The following is a 22,866-nucleotide window of genomic DNA, read 5'->3' as shown; positions in this document are numbered from 1 at the left end:
TCGTCAAACAGCATTTACCGAATTCGAGGTGGCAACAATGTCGATGTCCGATCGTGATGGCGTGATCTGGTATGACGGTGAGATGGTGCAGTGGCGCGATGCGACCACCCATGTGCTGACTCACACTCTGCATTACGGTATGGGCGTTTTCGAAGGCGTGCGTGCCTACAACACGCCGGCCGGCACCGCTATCTTCCGCCTGCAGGCGCACACTGATCGCCTGTTCGATTCGGCGCACATCATGAATATGAAGATGCCGTTTTCGAAAGAGGAAATTAACGAGGCCACCCGCGCCGCCGTACGCGAGAACAATCTGGAAAGCGCCTATATTCGCCCGATGGTTTTCTACGGATCCGAAGGCATGGGTCTGCGCGCCAGCGGCCTGAAGGTTCACGTGATCGTTGCCGCCTGGCACTGGGGCGCCTACATGGGTGACGAAGCGCTGGAGGTGGGCATCAAGGTGCGCACCAGCTCCTTTACCCGCCATCACGTCAACATCAGCATGACCCGCGCCAAATCCAACGGCGCCTACATCAACTCGATGCTGGCTCTGCAGGAAGCGATATCTGGCGGCGCTGACGAAGCGCTGATGCTGGACCCGGAAGGCTATGTAGCGGAAGGCTCGGGCGAGAACATCTTCATTATCAAAGACGGCGTTATCTACACGCCTGAAGTGACCGCCTGCCTTAATGGCATCACGCGCGGCACCGTGTTGACCCTGGCTGACGAGTTGGGCATCAAGGTTGTGGAAAAGCGCATCACCCGTGACGAGGTTTACATCGCCGACGAAGCCTTCTTCACCGGCACCGCCGCCGAAGTCACGCCGATCCGCGAAGTGGACGGTCGCAACATTGGTATCGGTCGTCGTGGGCCGGTCACCGAGCGAGTGCAGAAAGCCTACTTCGATTTGGTGTCCGGCAAGACCGAGGCGCACCCCGAGTGGCGTACGCTGGTCAAATAAGCGCAGGGGTTGCTGCCGCGAACACGGGCCGCTCGGGCGGCTCGCGCTTGCGGCATGAAGCCCTAAGCCTGAAGCTGCCTTTATGAATATTCTGATTGTGGGTCCCAGCTGGGTCGGCGACATGGTGATGGCGCAGACGCTGTTTGTCTGTCTGAAACAGCGTCATCCCGATTGCCAGATCGACGTGCTCGCGCCGGAGTGGAGTCGCCCTATTCTCGAGCGTATGCCCGAGGTGCGTCAGGCACTAAGCTTTCCGGTCGGGCATGGTGTGCTCGACATGGCGACCCGACGCAACATCGCCCAGGGACTGCGGGGAAAGTATGAGCAGGCGATCCTGCTGCCCAACTCGCTGAAGTCCGCCTTGGTCCCGTTCTTCGCCGGCATTCCCAAACGTACCGGCTGGCGGGGCGAGATGCGTTTCGGTCTGATCAACGACATGCGCAAGCTGGACAAGCAGCGCTATCCGCTGATGATCGAGCGCTTCATGGCATTGGCCTACGAGCCGGGTGCCGAGTTGCCTGCCCCGTATCCTAAGCCGGCGCTGCGCATCGTTGAGCACAGCCGCGATGCGGCGCTTACGCGTTTCGAGCTTTCACTGGATCGCCCGGTATTGGCGCTTTGCCCCGGAGCGGAGTTCGGCGAGTCCAAGCGTTGGCCGGCCGAGCATTTCGCCAAGGTTGCCGAGGTGAAAATTCGCGAGGGCTGGCAGGTCTGGCTGTTCGGCTCGAAAAACGACCACGCTGTCGGCGAGCAGATCCTGCAACAGTTGATCCCCGGGCTGCGAGAAGAGGCGCTGAACCTGGCTGGCGAAACCAGTCTGGCCGAGGCCATCGATCTGCTTTCCTGCGCCGAAGCGGTGGTCTCCAACGATTCGGGACTGATGCACGTCGCCGCTGCGCTCGGGCGGCCGCTGGTGTCGGTCTATGGTTCGACGTCACCGGCCTTCACCCCGCCGTTGTCCGATCAGGTCGAGGTCGTGCGTCTCGGGCTCGATTGCAGTCCCTGTTTCGAACGCACCTGCCGTTTCGGTCATAACAACTGCATGCGTGAGCTGACTCCGCGCCCTGTCATCGAGGCGCTAGGGCGCCTGGTTCCACAGCCAGTCGAGGTGCGTTGAGTGAGGGTGTTGCTGGTCAAGACTTCTTCGCTGGGTGACGTGATCCATACGCTCCCGGCGTTGACCGACGCGCAGCGCGCCATCCCCGGTATTCAGTTTGATTGGGTGGTGGAGGAGGGTTTCGCTGAGATCCCTGCCTGGCATCCGGCGGTTGCGCAGGTAATTCCCGTGGCCATCCGCCGCTGGCGCAAGCATCCGCTGCAAACCCTTCGTACCGGCGAGTGGCGGCGCTTCAAGGCGCGGCTGCGCGAGACCCGTTACGACCTGGTGATCGATGCGCAAGGACTGCTCAAGAGCGCTTGGTTGACACGTTACGTTAAGGCGACGGTTGCAGGGTTTGATCGTGATTCAATACGCGAACCGCTGGCGTCGCGTTTCTATGATCGATGCTATGCCGTGCCCCGGGACCAGCATGCGCTCGAGCGGGTGCGTCAATTATTTGCCCAGGCGCTCGGCTACTCGATTCCTGAGATGATTGCCGACTACGGTCTGGACCGCGGTCAGCTGGCCACAGCAGGCGAACAGCCCTATTTACTCTTCCTTCATGGCACCACCTGGCCGAGCAAGCATTGGCCGGAGGCTTACTGGCGCCAACTGGCCGAGCGTATGAGCGAGTTCGGCTGGGCGATCCGTCTGCCTTGGGGCAATGCAGAAGAAAAGGCCCGAGCTGAACGAATCGCCCAAGGCCTGCCGAGCGCTTCGGTATTGCCCAGGCTCAATCTGGGCGGTGTTGCCAAAGTGGTTGCTGGGGCACGTGCCTGTGTGGCGGTGGACACCGGGCTCGGTCATCTTGCCGCAGCGTTGGACGTTCCGAGTATTTCGCTTTATGGCCCCACGCTGCCTGGCCGAGTCGGCGCCTATGGCCGTTCCCAAGTACACTTGTGCGCGCCTGGGCCGAACGCCGGTAAAGGCGATCGCCACAAACCCTGCTTCGACGGGCTATCAGCCGAGCACGTCGCAAGCGAACTCAAGGCCCTGTTGCGGTCATCGGAGACACCCTGATGCAACTGGCCTTCATCCTCTATAAGTACTTTCCTTTTGGCGGGTTGCAGCGTGATTTCATGCGCATCGCGCTCGAGTGTCAGCGCCGCGGCCACCAGATCCGCGTGTACGCGATGATCTGGGAGGGCGAAGTGCCCGAGGGTTTCGAGGTGCTGATTGCGCCGGTCAAGGCACTGTTCAACCACACCCGCAACGAGCGCTTCACCGCCTGGGTCCAGGCCGACCTGGCGAAGCGGCCGGTTGACCGGGTGATCGGCTTCAACAAGATGCCAGGGCTGGATGTGTATTACGCCGCCGACCCTTGTTTCGAAGATAAGGCCCAGACCCTACGCAACCCGATCTATCGCCGTTGGGGCCGTTACAAGCATTTCGCCGAGTACGAACGCGCGGTGTTCGCCCCGCAGGCGAAGACGCAGATCCTGATGATTTCCGAGGTGCAGCAGCCGCTGTTCATCAAGCACTACGCGACGCCGGCTGATCGTTTTCACCTGCTGCCGCCGGGCATTGCCCAGGATCGAAAGGCGCCGTCCAATGCCCTCGACATCCGGGCCGAGTTCCGACGGGAGTTCGGGCTTCAGGGCGATGCTCTTCTGCTCGTGCAGATCGGTTCCGGTTTCAAGACCAAGGGACTCGACCGCAGCCTCAAAGCCGTCGCTGCGCTGCCTCGAGAGCTGAAACGACGGACTCGCTTGTTCGTCATTGGGCAGGACGACCCCAAGTCCTTTCAACTTCAGGCTCGGAATCTAGGCATTTCCGAGCAAGTTGTCTTCCTTGAAGGCCGCAGTGACGTTCCGCGGTTCCTGCTGGGTGCTGACCTGCTGATCCATCCTGCCTACAACGAGAATACCGGTACTGTGTTGCTCGAAGCGCTGGTCGCCGGGCTGCCAGTGCTCGTCACGGATGTCTGCGGCTATGCACATTACATCGCCGATGCCGATTGCGGTCGCGTGGTGCCGAGTCCTTTCGAGCAGGGCCATCTCGATCGGCTTCTGGCCGAGATGCTTGCGGGCAATGAGCAGCGCGCACTGTGGTCGCAGAACGCTCTCGCTTTTGCCGAACGCGCCGATCTGTACAGCATGCCCGAGCGGGCAGCCGATGTGATCCTCGCGGAGCGCCCATGAAACTGATCGTCACAGAGCCCTTCAAAACCCTCTGGGCCGGTCGCGATCCGTTCGAGGCGGTCGAGCAGCTGCAGGGGAAGGTTTACCGCGAGCTCGAAGGTCGGCGCACCCTGCGCACCGAAATCCACGGGCGCGGTTATTTCGTCAAGATTCATCGCGGCATTGGTTGGGGCGAGATTGTCAAGAACCTCAGCACCGCCAAGCTGCCAGTCCTCGGCGCCGGGCAGGAGTGGCGGGCCATTCAACGGTTACACGAGGTCGGCGTACCGACCATGACTGCCGTCGCCTATGGCGAGCGCGGCAACAATCCCGCCACCCAGCATTCGTTCATCATCACCGAAGAGCTGGCGCCGACGGTCAGCCTCGAGGACTTCGCCGCAAACTGGCGTGAACAACCGCCGGAGCCTGCGATCAAGCGCGCGCTGATTGAGGAAGTCGCTCGCATGGCTGGGAACATGCACCGTGCGGGAGTCAATCACCGCGACTTCTACATCTGCCATTTTCTGCTGCATACCGACAAGCCGGTGACAGCGCATGATTTTCGTCTGTCGCTCATCGACCTTCACCGCGCCCAGACCCGCGCTCAGACGCCACGCCGCTGGCGCAACAAGGATCTGGCCGGGTTGTATTTCTCGGCGTTGGGCATCGGCCTGACGCACCGTGACAAGCTGCGTTTTCTCCAGGTCTATTTCCAACGGCCATTACGGGATGTCTTGCGTGACGAGGCTTCGTTGTTGACTTGGCTGCAGCGCAAGTCCGAAAGGCTGCAGAGCCGCTTCCTGCGCAAGTATGCGTCAGGTGCCCACCAGTGATGCGTTGGCGGACCGTTGACGGAATCAACTCCGATGCGGAGCGTGCGTTCGCCAGTCTCGAGGCTGTGTTCGCGCTGAATGGCGAGCCAATCACGCGTGACCCGCTATCCGAGGTGGTTCGTGTCAGCATCGGTGAACAACGTTACTACGTGAAACGCTACTGGGCGGCGGGTAAAGGCGTGCGGCGTTTCATCGGGCGTCCACGCGTCGAAGCTGAGTGGCAGAATTTGCAGCACTTTCAGGAATGGGGAGTCGCCGTCGCTCCACTGGTTGCCTGGGGGCAGCAGCGCCGTGCGGGATTCTTTCAGCGGGGTGCCTTGGTCACCCTGGAAGTACCCGGCACTCAAGATATGGCTGCCATGGCTAAGGATGGAGATGCACGCCTGGCGGACCCGCTGTGGGTTCGCCAGCTCAGTGAGCAATTGGCAAGCGCGACGCGCACTCTTCATGCTCACCGGTTCGCTCATAACGACTTGAAATGGCGCAACCTGCTGGTCGACGAAGCGGGCAAGCTGTACCTGATTGACTGCCCCTCAGGTGACTTCTGGTGGGGGCCGGTTCTGAGGCATCGCATCATTAAGGACCTAGCTTGCCTGGATAAGGTAGCCAGGTGCACCTTGTCCCGCACTCAGCGGCTGCGTTTCTTTCTGCTCTATCGGCAGCGGGCGAGGCTCGGCGCGGACGACAAAGCGCTTATCAGGAAGATACTGACCTATTTCGAGGGACGCGAATGAGGGATTTCCTTTCGCCAGCGCATGCCGGTTCATTGCGTAGCGCAAGCCTGGATAGCTTCGATACGTTATGGAGGTTGGAGCTTGACGCCGTCGATGTGCCTAACGCCGTCGACGGCGGTTGGAGCAGCGTATACCGGCTCGATATCGGTGGTGTCGGTTATTACCTTAAACGGCAAAGTAACTACCTGTCGCGTAGCTGGCGTCACCCGTTCGGTGAGCCGACCTTTGCTGCTGAGTTTCGTAATATTCGCCGCTATCAGCACAAGCATATTCCCACACTGGAAGCTGCATTCTTTGCGCAGCGCCGTACCCGAGGTGCGGTCAACGCCGTTCTGCTGACTCGGGCGCTGGATGGTTGGCAGGACCTGAGCAGTCTGCTTTGCCGGTGGTCAGATCTAGGAATGGCAAGCCGCCAGGCGGTACTCGCTTCCTGCGGACGGCTGGCCCGTCAGCTACATTGTGCTGGCGAAGTCCATGGATGTTTTTATCCCAAACATATTTTCTTGCGCGAGCACCTCAGCGGCTACGAGGCATGTTTGATCGACCTGGAAAAGACACGCATATTGCTGGGGCGCAAAGACCGTATACGCGATTTGGAGGCATTGATCCGCCGCGTTGGGTTTTGGAGCGAAGATGAGTTGCGTTGCCTGTTTGCGGCCTACCTAGAAAAGGACTCCAGCAGCCGCATGATTGAAACCTGGCTGCGTCGTATCGAGGCGCGGCATCAATACAAAGCGGCCCAGGCATGAAGTTGGCGCAGCTGCGCTCGGCCGGGCGCACTCCCTCTCTTCCGATGATCGTCGCGCTGGGTGCCGATGAGCTGCATGTCATGCAGTGGTTGCGTGTGTTGCCGGGACAGCGCTACGTGGCCCGTGCGCAGTGGCGAGGAGTCCAGGTGCTTGCCAAGCTCATGGTCGGTGATCGCGCCCGCCGTCATTTCGATCGTGAACTTGCAGGAGCACAGCAGCTCGCTGCGCAGCAGCTGAACACGCCGGCCCTTCTGGATCAGGGTTTCGGCGAGGCAGGAGGATGGCTGCTATTCGAATATCTTGAAGGCGCGCAGAGCCTGCAAGATGCTTGGCTCGGTGTGGCGTGTGAGGTGCCCTTAAGCGCAAACCAGCAGGAGGTTCTTGGCTGTGCGCTGGCCGAAATCGCAAACCTGCATGCCAAAGGGCTCTGGCAAAGCGACCTGCATCTCGACAACCTGATGCGCCACAAGCAGCGGCTCTACCTTATCGATGGCGGTGGCATTCGTGCCGAGACCCCCGGCCAGCCGTTATCGCGGGAGCGCGTGCTGGAAAACCTGGCTGTTTTCTTTGCCCAGCTGCCCACGGTCCTTGAGCCCTTCGTGGAAGAACTGCTGGTTAGCTACCTGTTGGTCAACAGTGCGCATGCCCTTCCGCTCGAGGCGCTCCTGGACAAGACTCGTGTGGCCCGCCATCAGCGACTCGCCAGGTACCTCAAAAAGATCGGGCGCGACTGCACGACGTTCAGTGTGCGCCACGATCAGGTCGGGCTGGTCGCCGTGCGTCGCGAGCGAGAGGCCGGCTTGCGCGACGTACTCAGAGATCCCGACGGGTACATCGCAGCCGGTGCGGCGCTCAAGCGGGGAGGCAGTGCAACGGTTGCCAGGGTAGATGTTCAAGCAGGACCCTTGGTAATCAAACGCTACAACATCAAGGGCGTATTGCACTGGCTCAAGCGCTTCTGGAGGCCATCTCGCGCCTGGCACAGCTGGGTTGAAGCGCATCGCCTGGAGGTGCTGGGCATCGCTACGCCGCAGCCGCTGGCCATGATCGAAGTTCGCCGTCTCGGCCTTCGAGGACGCAGCTATCTGATTACCGACTACGTTGAAGGCCAGGATATAATCGCCCGTTTCGCCCCGTACGTGGATGGTGCCCCCCCAGAACATGAGCTGCTGGCGCTGGAGCAGCTATTTGCGGCGCTTATTCGTGAGCGAATTAGTCATGGCGATCTGAAGGGCACCAATGTGCTATGGCGGGACGGCAGCTGGGCGCTTATCGACCTGGACTCACTGCAGCAGCACCGTAGCCCTGCTCGATTCCATCAGGCCTTTGCCAAGGACCGTGAGCGGTTGCTGTGCAACTGGCCTGCAGGCAGTACTTTGTACCGTTTGCTAGATATACGTTTACCGAAAGGCAGCTAGAAGCAGGACGCTTGAAGCTGGGAGAGAAGCCCTCGGGCGAGTACTACATACGCGCTATTGCTTCTAGCTTCCGGCTTTAAGCTCCAGACCGTTTTTTTAAGAGGCTTTTTTACAGTGGCACTGACAATTCTCGGCCTTTCCGGCGCCCTCAGTCATGACCCATCCGCCGCTCTATATATCGACGGTAAGCTGATCGCCGCAGCTGAAGAAGAGCGGTTCGTGCGCGATAAACATGCGAAGAATCGTATGCCTTACGAATCAGCCAAGTTTTGTCTGGAATATGCTGGCATCAAACCCGCCGATGTCGATGTGGTTGCCATTCCTTTTGCGCCAATCAGCATCCTCGAGAAGGCTCGCTGGCATTATGCCAAGCGGTACTGGTACGCGCCGGATCGCGCATTGGATGCCATTCTGTTTGGTAATCGCCGCTACGAGCGCTACCACAGGCGCATCCAGTGGTGCCTGCAGCAACTGGGTTTCGATCTGAAGAAGATAAAAATCGAGCCGGTTGAGCATCACCTGGCCCATGCATCGAGCGCCTATCACTGCTCGGGCTTCGCGGAAAAGACAGCCATCCTGGGTATCGATGGCAAGGGCGAGTACGCCACGACATTTTTCGGCTATGGCGAGAACGGCCGCATCCACAAGATAAAAGAGTTTTACGATCCGGATTCACTGGGCGGGCTCTACGGCGCGATTACCGAGTTCCTCGGCTTCGAGATGCTCGATGGCGAGTTCAAGGTGATGGGCATGGCGCCGTATGGCGATGCTGCCAAATATGATTTTTCTCGCCTGGCCAAATTCGAGGATGGCGAGCTGGTCATCAATACTGATTACGCCAACGTGATCGGCTTCCGCCGCTACAAGGAAAAGGGCAAGGGCTATTACTTCTCGCCCAAGTTGATCGAGTGGCTGGGGCCCAAGCGTGAAGGCGATATCGCCGACGATCCCTACATCCACTATGCCGCTGCCATGCAAGCCCTGTTCGAGAAGCTGGCGCTGCAGATGATGGATCACTACCTGGGCGACATCATTCGCGAAACCGGCAAGGTCGCCTTCGCGGGTGGTTGTGCGTTGAACGTCAAGCTCAACCAGAAAATCATCGCCCGCGATGAGGTTAAAGAGCTCTTCGTCCAGCCCGCTTCAGGCGATGCAGGTACAGCGGTAGGCGCGGCGGCCTATGTTTCGCATCAGCGCGGCGTGCCTGTCGAGAAAATGGAGCATGTCTATCTCGGACCGTCTTACTCGAACGAAGACATCATCGCAGCCTGTGCGCGCCATCCGAGCAAGCCGTCCTGGCAGCAGATCGACAACATGCCGCAGCGGATCGCGCAGATCATGGTCGACGGCAATCCGGTAGCGTGGTTCCAGGGCCGCATGGAGTTTGGCCCGCGCGCGCTTGGCGGCCGCTCGATCATTGGTTGTCCGAGCGTTCCAGGTGTGGCCAATCGGATCAACGAGCAGATAAAGTTCCGCGAGCGCTGGAGGCCTTTCTGCCCATCGATGCTCGATAGCGTTGCGTCTCAGATGCTCAAAGTCGACCATCCGAGCCCGTTCATGACCTTCACCTTCGAGGTCAACGAGGGCTGGAAGGAACGCGTCGGTGAAGTGGTGCACGAGGACGGCACCTCTCGCGCCCAGGTCCTGGAGCGCAAGCACAACCCGCGCTGGTACGACCTGATGCTGGAGTTGGAGAAACTCACCGGCAACGGCGTCTCTCTTAACACCTCGCTTAATCGCCGCGGCGAGCCGATGATCTGTTCGCCAACCGATGCATTGAATATGTTTTATGGCTCGGACTTGCAGTACTTGATCATGGAAGATGTTCTGGTCGTTAAGCAGTGACCTGACAACAATAAGAGTGGGTGGAGCAAGCATGGTCTTGACGTTGATTTCGGGCGATGCGCCATCGGCAGATGAGTCCGGGCGCAACAGTTGCCGCATTGCGGTAGTGCCATCGATGGGGTTAGGCGACAGCCTGATCTACCTAGTGATAGCCAACAACTTGGCGCGTGCTGGCTATAGGGTAACGATGCTTAGCAACCACTTGGCGCACTTCGCTCCTTGGTTGCCAGCCCTAGAGATGTTGCCGTTTCCCGAAGTTGAAGACACGCTCGGCATAGCCGATGCATACGATCTGGTCATATCGGACTGCGGCAGCATCGTCACCAGCGCTGCCTCCGATAAGGCGAGGCTTGCCGAGCGTTTTGTATTTGTGGGTACGCTTCGAGTCGACACGGCGTATGTTCATGATCACCTACCTCGGCTAAAACAACGAGTTGGCGCTGACACGGCGAGTGTGATGTCGCGGATTGCGACCTGCGCTGGGCCGATGCGCGTGTTAAACGATGACAGCGTATCGATGGTGGATCAGGCAGTAGCTTTCTGTCAGTTGAAACTGGGGCTGGGCAATGCCTCCGCTGATCCGGGCTTTGTCATGCCCCATACACTGATACCCAGACGTCACCCCTTTAGGGTGATGTTGCACCCTACGTCGTACAACGAAAAGAAGAATTGGCCCCACCAGAAATATCTGAACTTGGCGCGACGATTGCGGCAAAACGGCTATGACCCCCAGTTCGTTATCTCACCGAAGGAGTTCGCGCTCTGGGCGCCCCGACTGGGTGAGGAGTTTCCTATTCCCCGCTTCGCAAATGCGTGTGAGCTCGCGGCGTATTTGTATGAGTCAGGCTATGTAGTTGGTAACGACTCGGGCGTAGGCCATTTGGCCTCCGCGATCGGGGTGCCAGTACTAACGCTGTTTCGCAAACGGCGCGATGGCTTTTGCTGGCGGCCGGGGTGGGGCCGAAACGTCGTAGTTCGGCCTGTCATTTCGGTAGGTGCGTTCAGGAACAGCTGGAAGCGCTTTCTCAGCGTCGGGCGAGTCGAAAAGGCGTTCAGGCTGCTAGCCCGACAGCATCAGAGCGTCTCGTGATGGCTGGCCCGCAGACTCAGCAGGACGATTGTGGGCAACCGCTCATTTCGGTTGTCATTCCGGCCTACAACTATGCGCATACCTTGCCGCGTGCCGTGAGGTCAGTGCTACCTCAACTCCAGGCGTCTGCCGCTGAGTTGCTGGTGATTGATGACGGTTCTACCGATGACACACGTGCCGTTTTGGAAAGTCTGCTGGCCGAAGCCGGTACGGCCATGCGGGTAATTTATAAAGAGAACGGCGGTCCTGCCTCGGTACGGAATTTGGGGATAGCCCAGACGCGGGGGCGCTACCTTTTATTCTTGGATGCCGATGACGAGCTGGTGCCTGATGCATTACAACAGCTGGTCGCTCACATTGGCCGCTATCCAGACGCCAGGATGATCATAGGCGAACATTGTTCGGTTTCAGCAGATGGTCGCCAGCGCAGGCATCCGGTGCATCCGTTGCCGGAAACTGCTTATGACCGTGTTCGAGCTTATTTACTTGATAAGACTATTGCGCTGTCTAATGGCGCGTGCGCCATGCATCGCGATGTATTTGCGGCGGGTAATTATCCGGAAGCGTTGCGCAGTAGCGAAGACATCCCCGTCTTTGCTCAGGCGCTTGCTCGCTACCCCTGCTCTGTACTGAATCATCCGTTGGCGCTGATTCACAAACATGACACCAGCTTGCGACATAGCCTTATACATGCCCGAACAGCGCAGCTAAGGCTGGTCGATGAGGTGTTTGCAGAGAGGCGTATGCCGGCATCAATGCAGGTGTTTAAAAGACCCTTTGCGGCGCAACGCTGCTTATCCCTGTTTCGAACTTTCCAGAGTGCCGGGGCACTGAACGAGGCTCGACATTTCTACCGCGAAGCGCTGCGGTATGACTGGAAGGTGATATTTAACTGGTCTTATACCCGCAAATTGTTGCGTTCGATCTGGAGAGTTTGAAATGCGGGTGCTTGTGCTTAGCAGTGCCGACCGCGCATTGGATAACCGCACGTTGTGGTCATCGTTACAGGATGGCGCCCAAGTTGATGTGCGCTTTCTCGAAAAGGGCCAGCAGCGTTGCTTGCGGCGCTACTTTGTCGACATAGCGATTGATAAATATGAGCGTGTCATCCTTGACCTGATGTTCAAGCATGTTCGCACTCAGAGCCGATTTCTGCGCACCCTGCCGGCGCTGACCTTGTACGAGGAAGACGCCTATCTTGACTTCATGCCTGGATCCCGATGGAGCGGCGCGTTTGTACGCTTCTACCGACAGTTGCCAGGAGTGCGGGTAATCAGCACGGGGTTTGCCGTTACTAATCATCTACGTGCTGCGGGAGTCGACGCCCATTTCGTCCCAAAGGGGTTCGACCCTGCTCGTATGGTTCTGCAGAATCAAAAACGCGATATTGAATTAGGGTTCATCGGGCGGCTTGGCAGCGCCGCGTACTCGGCCCGGCGAACGCTGCTCGAAACGCTCGCGAAAGTGGAGCCGCTAGAAATTATGCGTACCCACACTGCAAACGAATACGTAGAAACACTCAACCGCATCAATATCTTCATCAGTGCCGATGTCGGACTAAGCGAATACATGGCGAAAAATTTTGAGGCCATGGCCTGCGGATGCCTGCTTTTGGCCAAGCGTCAGGGCCGGGGAGAGGAGGAGGCGTTAGGCCTGGAGGATGGCGTAAATCTACTGCTATATGATGATCTTGCGTCGTTGCTGGAACGCCTGGAATGGGCTCGCGAGCATCCTGGCCTCGCTCAATCGATTGCAGTCAGGGGACGTGAGCAGGTATTGGCGCGGAATGCCTACGACAAACTTGCACGTGAGATCAACGATGTCGTCTCCGTACCTTTTACTAACGTATCTTCGCAACCCTGGTGGAAATTTTGGTAAGCAACGATCCTTTTCCTAAAGTCAGCGTAATCATCGCTTCCTATAACCATGAGCCTTATATAGAGGCTTCTATTCGCAGCGTGATTGCCCAGACTTATCCTAACGTTGAGCTACTCGTGGTGGATGATGGATCAGCCGATGACAGCGTTGCGGTTATAGAGCGTTTGCAAAAAGAGTTCAGCTTCGATTTCAAGGTTCAGACAAATCAAGGCCTATCTCGAACGCTCAATGCTGCAATCGCGCGGAGTACCGGTGAGTACGTTGCGCCGTTCGGCTCTGATGACGTCATGTTGCCAGGCCGGCTAGCAACACAGGTCGAATACATGCGCGATAAACCAGAGGTTGGTATTTGCGCCGGTTCCGTTACGAGCATCGGTCCGGATGGTACGCCGCTTGGCAACGACAAGCCTCCCTCATGGCGCCGATTGGATTTCGAGGATATTTTTCTCAATCGCAAACCCGGCTCGCCAGCTGCAACTCTCCTGTTTCGCCGTGAGGCGCTAGAGGCGGTGGGCGGGTTTGATCCTGAGGTGCGCCTTGAAGATCTTATTATTGAGCTAAAAATCACACGTGCCGGTTGGTTCATCGATGTGCTTGAGGAGGTAATGGCGCTCTACCGGGTTCATGCTACCAACACTTACAAGAATTACCCGTTCATGGTCGACAATGTACTGCGGACGTTTTCCCGTTTCAGCGATCACCCCGCATACGAGCAAGTCTGCAACAACTACCGCAATTCGATGTTTCTGAAGTGTGCGCGGCGAGACAAGGCTCTTGCCCGTCGGTTATTGAGCCAACTGCCGCTAAGCGCATGGGATGGAAAAACATTACGTGGGCTTTACCGTTTGCTACTGCCATCATCGGGACGTGATCGTGCATAACGCAGGAAACCTGCCAAATCATTGCTGCATAGCAGCGGTACTGTTCGGCGTATCTCCTCCTCAGGCCATTCCCACCAAGCAGTGTTTAGCAGTTCGTTCCGAATATGCTCATCGAAGCGCCAGCGTATTCTTGCGGCTGGGTTGCCAGCAACAATAGCGTAGGGTTCGACATCACGACTGACGACCGCGCCGTTCGCAATGACTGCGCCATGCCCGATGTTCACGCCGGAAAGAATGGTGCTATTGGCGCAGATCCAGACATCGCTGCCGATCACCACATCGCCTCGGGTGCCACCGTATTCGCGTATATCGCTAGCTTCCGGTAGATACGCGGGGAAGGGATAGGTGCTTACCCAGTCGGCACGATGATGGCCACCGAGAAATATCTGCACGTTGTCAGCAATCGAGCAATAACTGCCGATGCGTAACGTACTGCCTTCGTCCCAGTCGTGCACGCACGGCATGCCATAACTTCCCAGACCTATCTCATAGTTTGGATAACGTTCACGAAAGCGTACCTGGGGTCGTAAAAATCTCGGTATCTCTGGGCGTCCCCGCAAGTTTTTTATTATTTTGCGCAGGCGCCGCTCAAACCCTTTGAGAACTTTCAAGGCCGTTACCCTTTCCACTGCTCGCGCCGATCCATGCGCTGATGGTCAATGCAAGCGGAATCCAAATCAGAAACCAGTGCTCTTTCGGGCGAGACAGGAAGTCGCGTCCCTCAGTGAGCCCGGCTACCAAGCCAAAGATCAACAGCGCCGAAGCAATCACTACCGCGGGATTGCTCCGGTTGCGCCAGCTGTAAACGAGCGCGATGGTGTACAACACTGTCCACAGCACCAGCCCCACTAGTCCACCCGCTAGCAGCACCGCCAACTCAATGTTGTGGGGGTCGTTAAAAATAAGATCCGAGCCTTTGAGTTCCAGCAATAATTGGTGCTCGTAGCCATAGCCGAACAAGGGCTGCTCGTTTGCAAGCTTCAGAGCTTCGATCCAAATGTCGGGACGATAAGATAGCCCTCTCGACATGATTGCCGATGGGTAGAGATATAAAAGAACAGCCCCTAACATCAGCCCTATCAAAATCACCATTAGACTCCGGCGGTTCACGTTCAGCATGCAGAGCCACAATGCAGTAGTCGAAAGCGCGAGAAGCGGAGTGCGTGAGCCGGTAGCTATAATCACAACGCTGAGAAAGGCCAGGCAGATCAGCGGCGCTGCCGAACTCTCTCGAGCAGCAAACCACGAGGCGAGCCAGAACGCTGCGAAGAAACCGTAGACATGCGCGCTAAGTAGCGGATTGTACAGGGCGCCGTATCCACTGAACCGCTCGTTACCAAGTATGCCGTGGCCGCTATATAGGAAATAACCATATGAAAGTGCTCCGCTAATTGCGGCTGCTACCCCTGCCACTCTTAACGTTCTTGATAGCAAGTGCGCTTGATCCGAAGCCATCAGCGCCGCTGAGAGCAAGAGTACCAGCACATAGACCGGCCGTTTGATCAGAGACTGGGCTGACGTATCGCTATCTGTCCATAAAAGTGTAAGACACATGTAACTGGCGAATGCGATGTAGGCAATCAGAATTGGATGGCGTAGCAGCCGGGCGCTAAGTGTTGGCTGCATTATCAGTGAAATCAAAGCAGGAGTTGCGATCAGCGCGTAATAGAGCTTGTGAAAGAGTGATCGGTCGCCGATCCAAAATAGTCCGGTTAGCAATGCTAGCCAGCCCACTGGTAGGACCAGACGGATGATCCATCGGGATGCTCGCACGGCTCGAGTTTCGGGGCTAATGATGATGCGCGAAGTCAAAGGGTTAAACATTACAGAGGGTCTGGAAGTAGTTGAGTTAGCTCGAACATCGCGACAGCTGGTTTGGCATGAAGGACATAGCTGTCGAAGAAAACGCGGTCGCCGTTATCGATTAGCCAGTGTCTGTCTTCTGGATAGCGGAGGATATGTCGGAAGTTACGTAGTCGCTTACGCTTGCTGAGCGTTCTTCTGTCTGCGCTAAGGTCGGCTATATCAATTAGGCCCAGTACACCGTTTTCACCCAAAACGACATTGCCCAAATGCAGTGAGCGGAAATAGATTCCTTTATTGTGCAACTCGGCGACGAACGCGCCGAAGCGGGCACGTAACGCCAGGCGTTCGGTCGGGTCATCTATCTGACGCAGCGTCTTTCCCTGCAGCGGCGCATAGTGCACAAGGTCCCGCTGAAGCATTGCGATGCGATACACGCCAATCACGCTCGGGCAGGCGATGCCTCGGCTTTTGAGCGCTTCGATGTTATCGGCAAAGCGTTTGGCGTAGGGGTAGAGCAGAGCAGACGAAACGAGTCGCTTGCGCCGGAACAGTTTGAGGAACGTGCCGTCTGCCAAGCGCAACACCTTCTCTCCGTGCCCGTCAGCTTCGATGACTTGGGCATCAGCACGCAGTGTGCGGTATTGATCATGGGAAAGCGGGGTCATCTCTGGGGCGGCACCGAGCTGTATTTGGCGGAGCGCAGTTTACCCTAAGCGACAGGCGTGTTTCGGTACCGCTAGTGATTGAGCTCTTTTCTGTCGGGCGAAATAGCTTGAAATGCTCATGCTAGAATCGCCGCCTTTACCTCTGGATATCCAGTCGCTGATGAGCAAAATCGATCAAACCGAAGCTCAGTCGTCTTCCAGCTTGAAGATCTATCTCCGGCTGCTTGGGTACGTAAGGCCGTACGTTGGCTACTTCGCGCTCAGCATCGTCGGCTATGTCATTTTCGCTTCATCGCAGCCAATGCTTGCCGGAATCCTGAAGTATTTTGTTGATGGGCTCGCCGACCCGCAGGCAGTTGCGTTTCCTACGGTTCCCTTTTTGCGCGACCTTCAGTTGCTGCAAATCGTCCCGTTGCTTGTAGTTCTGATCGCACTTTGGCAGGGCGTCGGCTCTTATTTGGGTAACTTTTACTTGGCGAAGGTATCGCTTGGCCTGGTCCATGACTTGCGGATGGCGCTATTCGACAGCTTGCTTAGGCTGCCGAACCCTTATTTTGACAACCATAACTCGGGCCATTTGATTTCTCGCATTACGTTCAACGTGACCATGGTGACTGGCGCCGCTACCGATGCGATCAAGGTTGTGATCCGTGAGGGCCTAACAGTTGTATTTCTGTTCGGGTATCTGTTGTGGATGAACTGGAAGTTGACGCTTGTGATGCTGGCAATCCTTCCAGTCATTGCGGTCATGGTTAGCAGTGCCAGCAAGAAATTCCGTAAACAGAGCAGCAAAATTCAGGTGGCAATGGGCGACGTGACTCACGTGGCTTCGGAGACTATTCAGGGCTATCGAGTCGTTCGCAGTTTTGGTGGCGAGACGTATGAATCAACGCGTTTCGCAGCGGCTAGTAGCGACAATACGGAAAAGCAGCTGCGCATGACCAAGACGGGCGCGGTTTATACGCCGATGTTGCAGCTTGTGATTTACACCGCGATGGCTGTGCTGCTGTTTCTGGTGCTTCTGCTGCGCGGTGAGGCAACAGCCGGTGATTTGGTGGCGTATATAACCGCTGCAGGATTGCTTCCGAAGCCAATTCGTCAGCTCTCCGAGGTCAGTTCCACCGTTCAAAAAGGGGTGGCTGGCGCAGAAAGCGTGTTTGAGCAGCTCGACGAGCCGCCGGAGCTCGACGAGGGTACTGTAGAACTGGATCGCGTTAGCGGGCGGTTGCAAGTAAGCGGCCTTAGCTTTACATACCCTGGTACACAGAAGCAGGTACTCCAGGATATTTCCTTCAGTGCCAGTCCCGGTCAGATGATCGCACTCGTTGGTCGCTCTGGCAGCGGCAAGTCGACTTTGGCTAATCTGATACCGCGTTTTTATCATCACAGCGATGGGCAGATACTGCTCGACGACGTCGATGTGGAGCGCTTCACTCTGCGGAACCTTCGTAGGCATATTGCTTTGGTGACGCAGCAGGTCAACCTGTTCAACGACAGCGTAGCCAACAACATTGCGTACGGTGATCTCGCGGGTGCGCCACGTGAGGATATCGAGCGGGCTGTCGAAGCCGCTTACGCAAAAGAATTCATCGACCAGCTCCCTCAGGGGTTGGACACTCAGGTTGGTGAGAACGGTGTATTGCTTTCCGGTGGGCAACGTCAACGGCTTGCGATCGCACGGGCACTGCTCAAGGATTCACCGGTGCTGGTACTAGACGAGGCGACTTCCGCTCTCGATACCGAGTCTGAGCGGCATATTCAGGCCGCTCTTGATCAGGTCATGAAGGGCCGCACCACGTTGGTTATTGCACATCGGCTTTCCACCATCGAAAAAGCAGACTTGATCCTCGTAATGGATCAGGGGCGAATTGTTGAGCGCGGCTCTCACGGTGAGTTACTCGCAATGAATGGCTATTACGCCAGGCTCCATGCGTTGGGTCTGGATGGCCCCGCTGAGACAATTGATTAATCAGGTATTTACTGCGGAGCCCCTTATGAAACTATCCATGCCCCGATTCGACCAAGCCGCCGTTTTGGTGGTCGGTGACGTCATGCTCGATCGTTACTGGCATGGCGGTACTTCGCGGATATCGCCTGAGGCGCCGGTGCCGGTGGTCAAGGTCGAGCATGTCGAGGATCGGCCGGGTGGGGCGGCGAACGTTGCGCTGAATATTGCAGCGCTTGGTGCGCCGGCGGCGCTGGTCGGGGTTACCGGGGTCGACGAGGCGCAGCAGAGCCTGACCGATAGCCTTACTGCTGCGGGGATTGGGGCCTACTTCCAATCCATCGAGCATCAGCCCACGATCATCAAGCTGCGGGTGATGAGTCGCCATCAGCAGCTGCTGCGAATGGATTTCGAAGAACCCTTCGATACGGATCCCGCCGCGTTGCTGAGTCAGGTCGAGGCGCTGCTGGACGGCGTCAAAGTGTTGATTCTGTCCGATTACGGCAAGGGCGCGCTGCGCAACCACCAGGCATTGATTCAGGCGGCTCGCCAGCGCGGTATCCCTGTGCTGGCCGATCCCAAGGGAAAGAATTTTGAGATTTACCGGGGAGCATCGGTGATTACGCCGAATCTCGGCGAGTTCGAGGCCATCGTTGGACATTGCACGGACGAAGCCGAGCTGGTGGCCAAGGGGGCCGAGCTGATGCACAGCCTTGAGCTCGGTGCTCTGCTGGTGACTCGCGGCGAGCATGGCATGACGTTGCTGCGTCCGGAGCATTCGCCGTTGCACCTGCCTGCTCGGGCTCGCGAAGTGTTCGACGTCACCGGTGCTGGCGACACTGTCATTTCTACCCTGGCCGCCGCTATAGCTGCAGGCGAGGAATTACCGCAGGCCGTGGCCCTCGCCAATCTCGCCGCCGGCATTGTCGTCGGCAAGCTTGGAACCGCTTGTATCAGTGCCCCGGAACTGCGCCGCGCGGTGCAGCGCGAGCAGGGTTCCGAGCGAGGTGTGATGACACTGGAGCAGCTGCTGACGGTGATCGAAGATGCTCGCGCCGAAGGCGAAAAGATCGTCTTCACCAATGGCTGTTTCGACATTCTGCATGCCGGCCATGTGTCCTATCTGGAGCAGGCGCGTGCCCAGGGAGATCGCTTGATCGTCGCCGTGAACGATGATGGTTCGGTGAGTCGCCTGAAGGGTCCGGGCCGGCCAATCAACTCGGTTGATCGACGCATGGCGGTGCTGGCTGGCCTCGGCGCAGTCGATTGGGTCGTGTGCTTCGCAGAAGACACACCGGAGAATCTACTCGCTGAGGTCAAACCGGATGTGTTAGTCAAGGGCGGTGACTACGGTGTCGATCAGGTTGTGGGCGCGGACCTGGTCACCGCCTATGGCGGTGAGGTCAAGGTACTGGGGCTCGTAGAGAACAGCTCTACCACGGCCATTGTCGAGAAAATCCGCAAGCGATAACTAGCGCCTACCGCCCAGCCAACCTCGCTGGGCAGGCTATCTCTTCACTTCAACCGGATGCCGCCAAGGTGTTGGTCTTGATCCAGTCACGCCAGCTGATTCGCTCTTCTCGCACGACCCATTCGTCCTGGCTGGCAAAACTTTCCGACAGCCACAACCCGCGCGTGCTGGCCGGAACGGGCTGACCCTTGCGTAAGGTGAACAGCGCGGCGGTCGGGCGGCCCTGTAGCAGCGGAACCAGATAGAGATCGGGTCTGCTGCGAGATAACTCTGCGACGAGCTTGCCGTCGTCCAGGCGTTCGTCAACGTGGAACAGGCTGAGCTCGCGGGTTTCCTTCGGCAACTCAAGGCGCATGTCGTAGACCAACTGCAGCGAAGCAGTAGGCAGATGGACATAGGCGCGCGGCCGCTCCATCAAGGTCATCTGGCCACATTGAATCGGTCTGGCCGAGCCGGAAAGCGAGGCGAGGTTGAAGTGCACCGCCTCGCGATAGCGCAAGCTGCCCTGATAAGGCGCTGGCAGCCAAGTATCACCGAAGCGCCCCGCGAGCCAACCTTCAGGCGTCTCCATCAAGCACTCTTCGGCGACTTCCTGGATCGCGGTTAGCAGCGGCAGGCTGAGCTCATGAGCGGGGACGTAGCCAGAGATCAACTTGAGCACCACGTCGCCCCGGTCCTGGCGTTGCTGGCGCACCAGTACCCAGTATTCCTGACCCTGCCAGCAGAGGGTCAGGCGTACCGAGACGCCTAGGTTTGCCAGTTCGACCTTGAAGCGGCTTGGATCATCGACAGTCACTGGCCGGCGGCGCTCCAACATCTCGCTGAAATTGAGTGGCCGTCCGAGGCTTTGGTAGCGCAAGCCTTCCGGGCTCGCTTCGACGAGCAGCGGCAGCGTCTTGAAGGCTGTGGGATTCTTGCGGATCAGCACACGCGGCATCGGCTCCTCCTGGCAGTAGGCGGCCGTTTGGCCGTGTTTATTGTTGTTGGGATAAAACGGCTGCGGCGGTACGCACGTTATCTGACAAGTGTTGCGGGTTGATGGTGCCAATGATGGCCGCTCCGACGCCGGGGTGGCTGAACAGCAACTCGAAGCTGAGCCGTACGGGATCCTCGTCTGGCGTCAGGCAAACATGGCCGCTGGCGAGCGCCTTCTTGACCAGGATGCCCTTGGCGTGTGCCTGAGCGTAGTCGAGCACCGGCCGTTCGGCCTGCTCGTTGAGGTTGTAGGTGACCATCGCACAGTCGCCATGCTCAAGGGCGAACAATCCGCCTTCCACCGTCTTGCCCGACAGGCCGTAGCCGAGGATCTTGCCCTCGCGCTTGAGCTCCGCGAGCGTTTCGTAAGCGCCACTGTCCTGCAGAATTTCCAGGTCGCGCCCGTCCGAGTGCACCAGTACCAGGTCGATGCGGTCGGTTTTCAGCCGCTTTAGGCTGCGCTCGACGGAAAAGCGGGTATGGGCTGGTGAGAAATCGAAATGCGAACGACCGTCGGCGAATTCCTCGCCGACCTTGCTGACCACCACCCAATGGTCGCGCTGGCCTTGCAGCAGCGGGCCCAGACGCTGCTCACTGACCCCGTAGGCGGGCGCGGTGTCGATCAGGTTGATCCCCAGATCGCGTGCTAGAGCAAGCAGTTGTCGCGCCTGCGCGTCGTCGGGAATTCGAAAGCCGTTGGGGTACTTCACGCCCTGGTCACGGCCCAGCTTGACGGTGCCCAGGCCCAGTGGCGATACATTCAGGCCGGTGCTGCCGAGCGGGCGATGCAGGTGATGGAGGGTCGTTTCCATCAGACCAAACCTTCCCAGAATGGCCCGGTGATCGCAGGGCGGGGCAGTTCAGGCAGTGGCGCCAGCGGTTGCGGTTGGATGCCGTCTCGGACCAAAGCGCCTTCGACGCGATCAGCGAAATCCGGCGACAACGCCAGTTTGGTCGGCCAGCCAACCAGCAGACGGCCCTGTTCCGCGAGAAAGGCGTTGTCCGGTCTCGCCAATGCCGATTGCGCCGGCTCAGCTCGATCGATGCGCAGCGTTGCCCATTTCGCCGCGGACAGATCGATCCAAGGCACCAGCTCGGCCAGTTCTTTCTTCGCAGCCGCAATCTGCGCCGCCTCATCGCGCGCCACCCCGCCCGCTTCGGCCAGATCGCCGCCCAGGTACCACACCCATTCACCATCTTCAGCCGGGTGGCTGGTGACAGTGATGCGAGGTTTGGAGCCGCCGCCAAGGCAATGTGCGTAAAGCGGCTTCAATGTAGGCGCCTTGACGATGACCATGTGCAACGGACGCTTCTGCATCGCCGGTTGGGCGAGCCCCAAGGCATTCAGCAGTTCGGCATTGCCCGCGCCTGCCGTCAGCACAATGCGTTGAGCGCGTATCGAGCGACCGTCGACGACTAGCCCCGTCAGTTCGCCGTTTTCCCGTAGTGGCTCGATTCGTTCGGCTTTAAGCAGGCCCGGGCCAGATAATTCAGCGAGTCGCTGGATCAGGCTAGGGACATCCAGCACCAGCTCGCTAAGGCGGTAAACCTTGCCTTTGAAGCGAGGATCCTGCAGCGCTGGTGGGAGTTCGCTCCCCTTGACCTGACCAACGCGTGAGCGGACGGCTTTGCTGGCAAAGAAGCTGGTGAGGTTGCCGGTCAGCGTGCCTGGAGACCACAGATAATGCGCGTCGGAGAGCAGGCGTACGCCGGAAAGGTCCAGTTCTCCGTTGCCGGCAAGCGCCTCGCGCCAGCGTCGCGGCATATCGGCGATGGCTTCGGATGCGCCGGTCAGCGCGCCGCTCAATGCGTACTTGGTTCCGCCGTGGATGATGCCTTGTGACTTGACGCTCTGCCCGCCGCCGAGCACGCCTTTGTCCACCAGCAGAGTCGAATAGCCCAGCCGGCGCAGGCGTGCGTTCAGCCACAGGCCGGCGACTCCGCCGCCAACGATCAAAACATCGGTGCTGAGTGAATCGGACATGGGCGGGCCTCATAGAGAAATCAGGCGCGCAGTATAACCGCTCACCTGTCAGCTTCAGCCGATCTGGCTAATGTCCCGTGCTGCCGGAAAACAGCTGAATCACCACGACGCCAGCCACGATCAGCGCCATGCCGAGCACTGCCGGAAGGTCGAGCTTCTGTTGGTAGATGACAGCCGCTGCGATGCTTACCAGGACGATGCCCAGGCCGGCCCAGATGGCGTAGGCGATTCCCACAGGGATGGTCTTGACCACCAGGGCAAGCATCCAGAACGACAGGCTGTAGCCCGCGATCACCAGAAACAGCGGTAGCGGGCGACTGAAGCCCGCCAGCGACTTCATGGACGTGGTGGCAATCACTTCGGCGGTGATAGCGATGGCGAGATAGAAATAGCCAGTCATACGGTCTCCGGT

At 58.3% G+C, this 22,866-nt stretch carries 21 protein-coding genes and 1 pseudogene; 15 read left to right on the top strand and 7 right to left on the bottom strand.

The features are described from left to right. The first annotated feature begins 37 nt into the window (after window positions 1-37). From C1896_19575 to C1896_19515, 13 genes are all read left to right on the top strand, one after another. Window positions 38-961: a branched-chain-amino-acid transaminase gene (locus C1896_19575; GenBank protein AZZ46926.1), complete on the top strand. Its 924-nt coding sequence runs from the start codon at window positions 38-40 to the stop codon at window positions 959-961. A gap of 82 nt (window positions 962-1,043) precedes the next feature. Then, window positions 1,044-2,078, top strand: coding sequence for a lipopolysaccharide heptosyltransferase II (gene waaF / locus C1896_19570; protein ID AZZ46925.1), 1,035 nt, complete (start codon window positions 1,044-1,046; stop codon window positions 2,076-2,078). After that, the gene (gene waaC, locus C1896_19565) at window positions 2,079-3,080 is read left to right on the top strand and encodes a lipopolysaccharide heptosyltransferase I (GenBank protein AZZ46924.1); all 1,002 of its coding nucleotides are present in this window, start codon (window positions 2,079-2,081) and stop codon (window positions 3,078-3,080) included. Beyond that, entirely contained in the window at window positions 3,080-4,201 is a 1,122-nt protein-coding gene (locus C1896_19560; GenBank protein AZZ46923.1) for a glucosyltransferase I RfaG, read from the top strand. Before waaC ends, C1896_19560 begins: the two co-directional genes overlap by 1 nt. Continuing rightward, window positions 4,198-5,013: a lipopolysaccharide core heptose(I) kinase RfaP gene (locus C1896_19555; GenBank protein ID AZZ46922.1), complete on the top strand. Its 816-nt coding sequence runs from the start codon at window positions 4,198-4,200 to the stop codon at window positions 5,011-5,013. Before C1896_19560 ends, C1896_19555 begins: the two co-directional genes overlap by 4 nt. Then, window positions 5,013-5,747, top strand: coding sequence for a heptose kinase (locus C1896_19550; protein ID AZZ46921.1), 735 nt, complete (start codon window positions 5,013-5,015; stop codon window positions 5,745-5,747). Before C1896_19555 ends, C1896_19550 begins: the two co-directional genes overlap by 1 nt. Then, the gene (locus tag C1896_19545) at window positions 5,744-6,496 is read left to right on the top strand and encodes a lipopolysaccharide kinase (GenBank protein ID AZZ46920.1); all 753 of its coding nucleotides are present in this window, start codon (window positions 5,744-5,746) and stop codon (window positions 6,494-6,496) included. The genes C1896_19550 and C1896_19545 overlap by 4 nt, the downstream gene beginning before the upstream one ends. Then, the gene (locus C1896_19540) at window positions 6,493-7,914 is read left to right on the top strand and encodes a serine/threonine protein kinase (protein ID AZZ46919.1); all 1,422 of its coding nucleotides are present in this window, start codon (window positions 6,493-6,495) and stop codon (window positions 7,912-7,914) included. Before C1896_19545 ends, C1896_19540 begins: the two co-directional genes overlap by 4 nt. Window positions 7,915-8,028: 114 nt before the next feature. After that, window positions 8,029-9,759, top strand: a complete 1,731-nt coding sequence (locus C1896_19535; GenBank protein ID AZZ46918.1) for a carbamoyltransferase — start codon at window positions 8,029-8,031, stop codon at window positions 9,757-9,759. Further along, entirely contained in the window at window positions 9,737-10,849 is a 1,113-nt protein-coding gene (locus tag C1896_19530) for a hypothetical protein (GenBank protein AZZ46917.1), read from the top strand. Before C1896_19535 ends, C1896_19530 begins: the two co-directional genes overlap by 23 nt. After that, window positions 10,849-11,787: a glycosyltransferase family 2 protein gene (locus C1896_19525; protein ID AZZ46916.1), complete on the top strand. Its 939-nt coding sequence runs from the start codon at window positions 10,849-10,851 to the stop codon at window positions 11,785-11,787. Before C1896_19530 ends, C1896_19525 begins: the two co-directional genes overlap by 1 nt. 1 nt (window position 11,788) lies before the next feature. Further along, on the top strand, window positions 11,789-12,727 hold the full coding sequence (locus tag C1896_19520) for a glycosyltransferase family 1 protein (protein AZZ46915.1): 939 nt from the start codon (window positions 11,789-11,791) through the stop codon (window positions 12,725-12,727). Continuing rightward, window positions 12,721-13,608: a glycosyltransferase family 2 protein gene (locus tag C1896_19515; GenBank protein ID AZZ46914.1), complete on the top strand. Its 888-nt coding sequence runs from the start codon at window positions 12,721-12,723 to the stop codon at window positions 13,606-13,608. Before C1896_19520 ends, C1896_19515 begins: the two co-directional genes overlap by 7 nt. Here C1896_19515 and C1896_19510 read toward each other — a convergent pair. From C1896_19510 to C1896_19500, 3 genes and pseudogenes are all read right to left on the bottom strand, one after another. Beyond that, on the bottom strand, window positions 13,566-14,072 hold the full coding sequence (locus C1896_19510; GenBank protein ID AZZ46913.1) for an antibiotic acetyltransferase: 507 nt from the start codon (window positions 14,070-14,072) through the stop codon (window positions 13,566-13,568). The genes C1896_19515 and C1896_19510 overlap by 43 nt on opposite strands. Window positions 14,073-14,196: 124 nt before the next feature. Continuing rightward, the gene (locus C1896_19505) at window positions 14,197-15,432 is read right to left on the bottom strand and encodes an O-antigen ligase domain-containing protein (GenBank protein AZZ46912.1); all 1,236 of its coding nucleotides are present in this window, start codon (window positions 15,430-15,432) and stop codon (window positions 14,197-14,199) included. 65 nt (window positions 15,433-15,497) lie between these two features. Continuing rightward, a pseudogene (locus C1896_19500) lies at window positions 15,498-16,079 on the bottom strand (toluene tolerance protein). 160 nt (window positions 16,080-16,239) lie between these two features. Here C1896_19500 and msbA point away from each other — a divergent pair. Continuing rightward, window positions 16,240-18,048, top strand: a complete 1,809-nt coding sequence (msbA, locus tag C1896_19495; protein ID AZZ47745.1) for a lipid A export permease/ATP-binding protein MsbA — start codon at window positions 16,240-16,242, stop codon at window positions 18,046-18,048. 25 nt (window positions 18,049-18,073) lie between these two features. Further along, window positions 18,074-19,495, top strand: coding sequence for a bifunctional heptose 7-phosphate kinase/heptose 1-phosphate adenyltransferase (locus C1896_19490; GenBank protein AZZ46911.1), 1,422 nt, complete (start codon window positions 18,074-18,076; stop codon window positions 19,493-19,495). 49 nt (window positions 19,496-19,544) lie between these two features. Here the strand turns inward: C1896_19490 and C1896_19485 are convergent, their stop codons facing one another. The 4 genes from C1896_19485 to C1896_19470 form a co-directional block, all read right to left on the bottom strand. Continuing rightward, entirely contained in the window at window positions 19,545-20,432 is an 888-nt protein-coding gene (locus C1896_19485; GenBank protein AZZ46910.1) for a metal ABC transporter ATPase, read from the bottom strand. 37 nt (window positions 20,433-20,469) lie between these two features. Beyond that, window positions 20,470-21,282 carry an aldo/keto reductase gene (locus C1896_19480; protein AZZ46909.1) on the bottom strand — a complete coding sequence of 271 codons (813 nt, stop codon included), beginning with the start codon at window positions 21,280-21,282 and terminating at the stop codon, window positions 20,470-20,472. Further along, window positions 21,282-22,454 carry an FAD-dependent oxidoreductase gene (locus C1896_19475; GenBank protein ID AZZ46908.1) on the bottom strand — a complete coding sequence of 391 codons (1,173 nt, stop codon included), beginning with the start codon at window positions 22,452-22,454 and terminating at the stop codon, window positions 21,282-21,284. Before C1896_19475 ends, C1896_19480 begins: the two co-directional genes overlap by 1 nt. 67 nt (window positions 22,455-22,521) lie before the next feature. Next, a complete protein-coding gene (locus tag C1896_19470) occupies window positions 22,522-22,854 on the bottom strand; it encodes a multidrug DMT transporter (GenBank protein AZZ46907.1) in 333 nt (110 codons plus the stop codon). Between the last annotated feature and the right edge of the window lie 12 nt (window positions 22,855-22,866).

This window comes from Pseudomonadaceae bacterium SI-3, assembly GCA_004010935.1.
In the GTDB taxonomy this organism is placed as follows: Bacteria; Pseudomonadota; Gammaproteobacteria; order Pseudomonadales; family Pseudomonadaceae; genus Stutzerimonas.
Note: the sequence above shows the minus strand (reverse complement) of the source record. Positions and strands in the feature narration are given on the sequence as shown.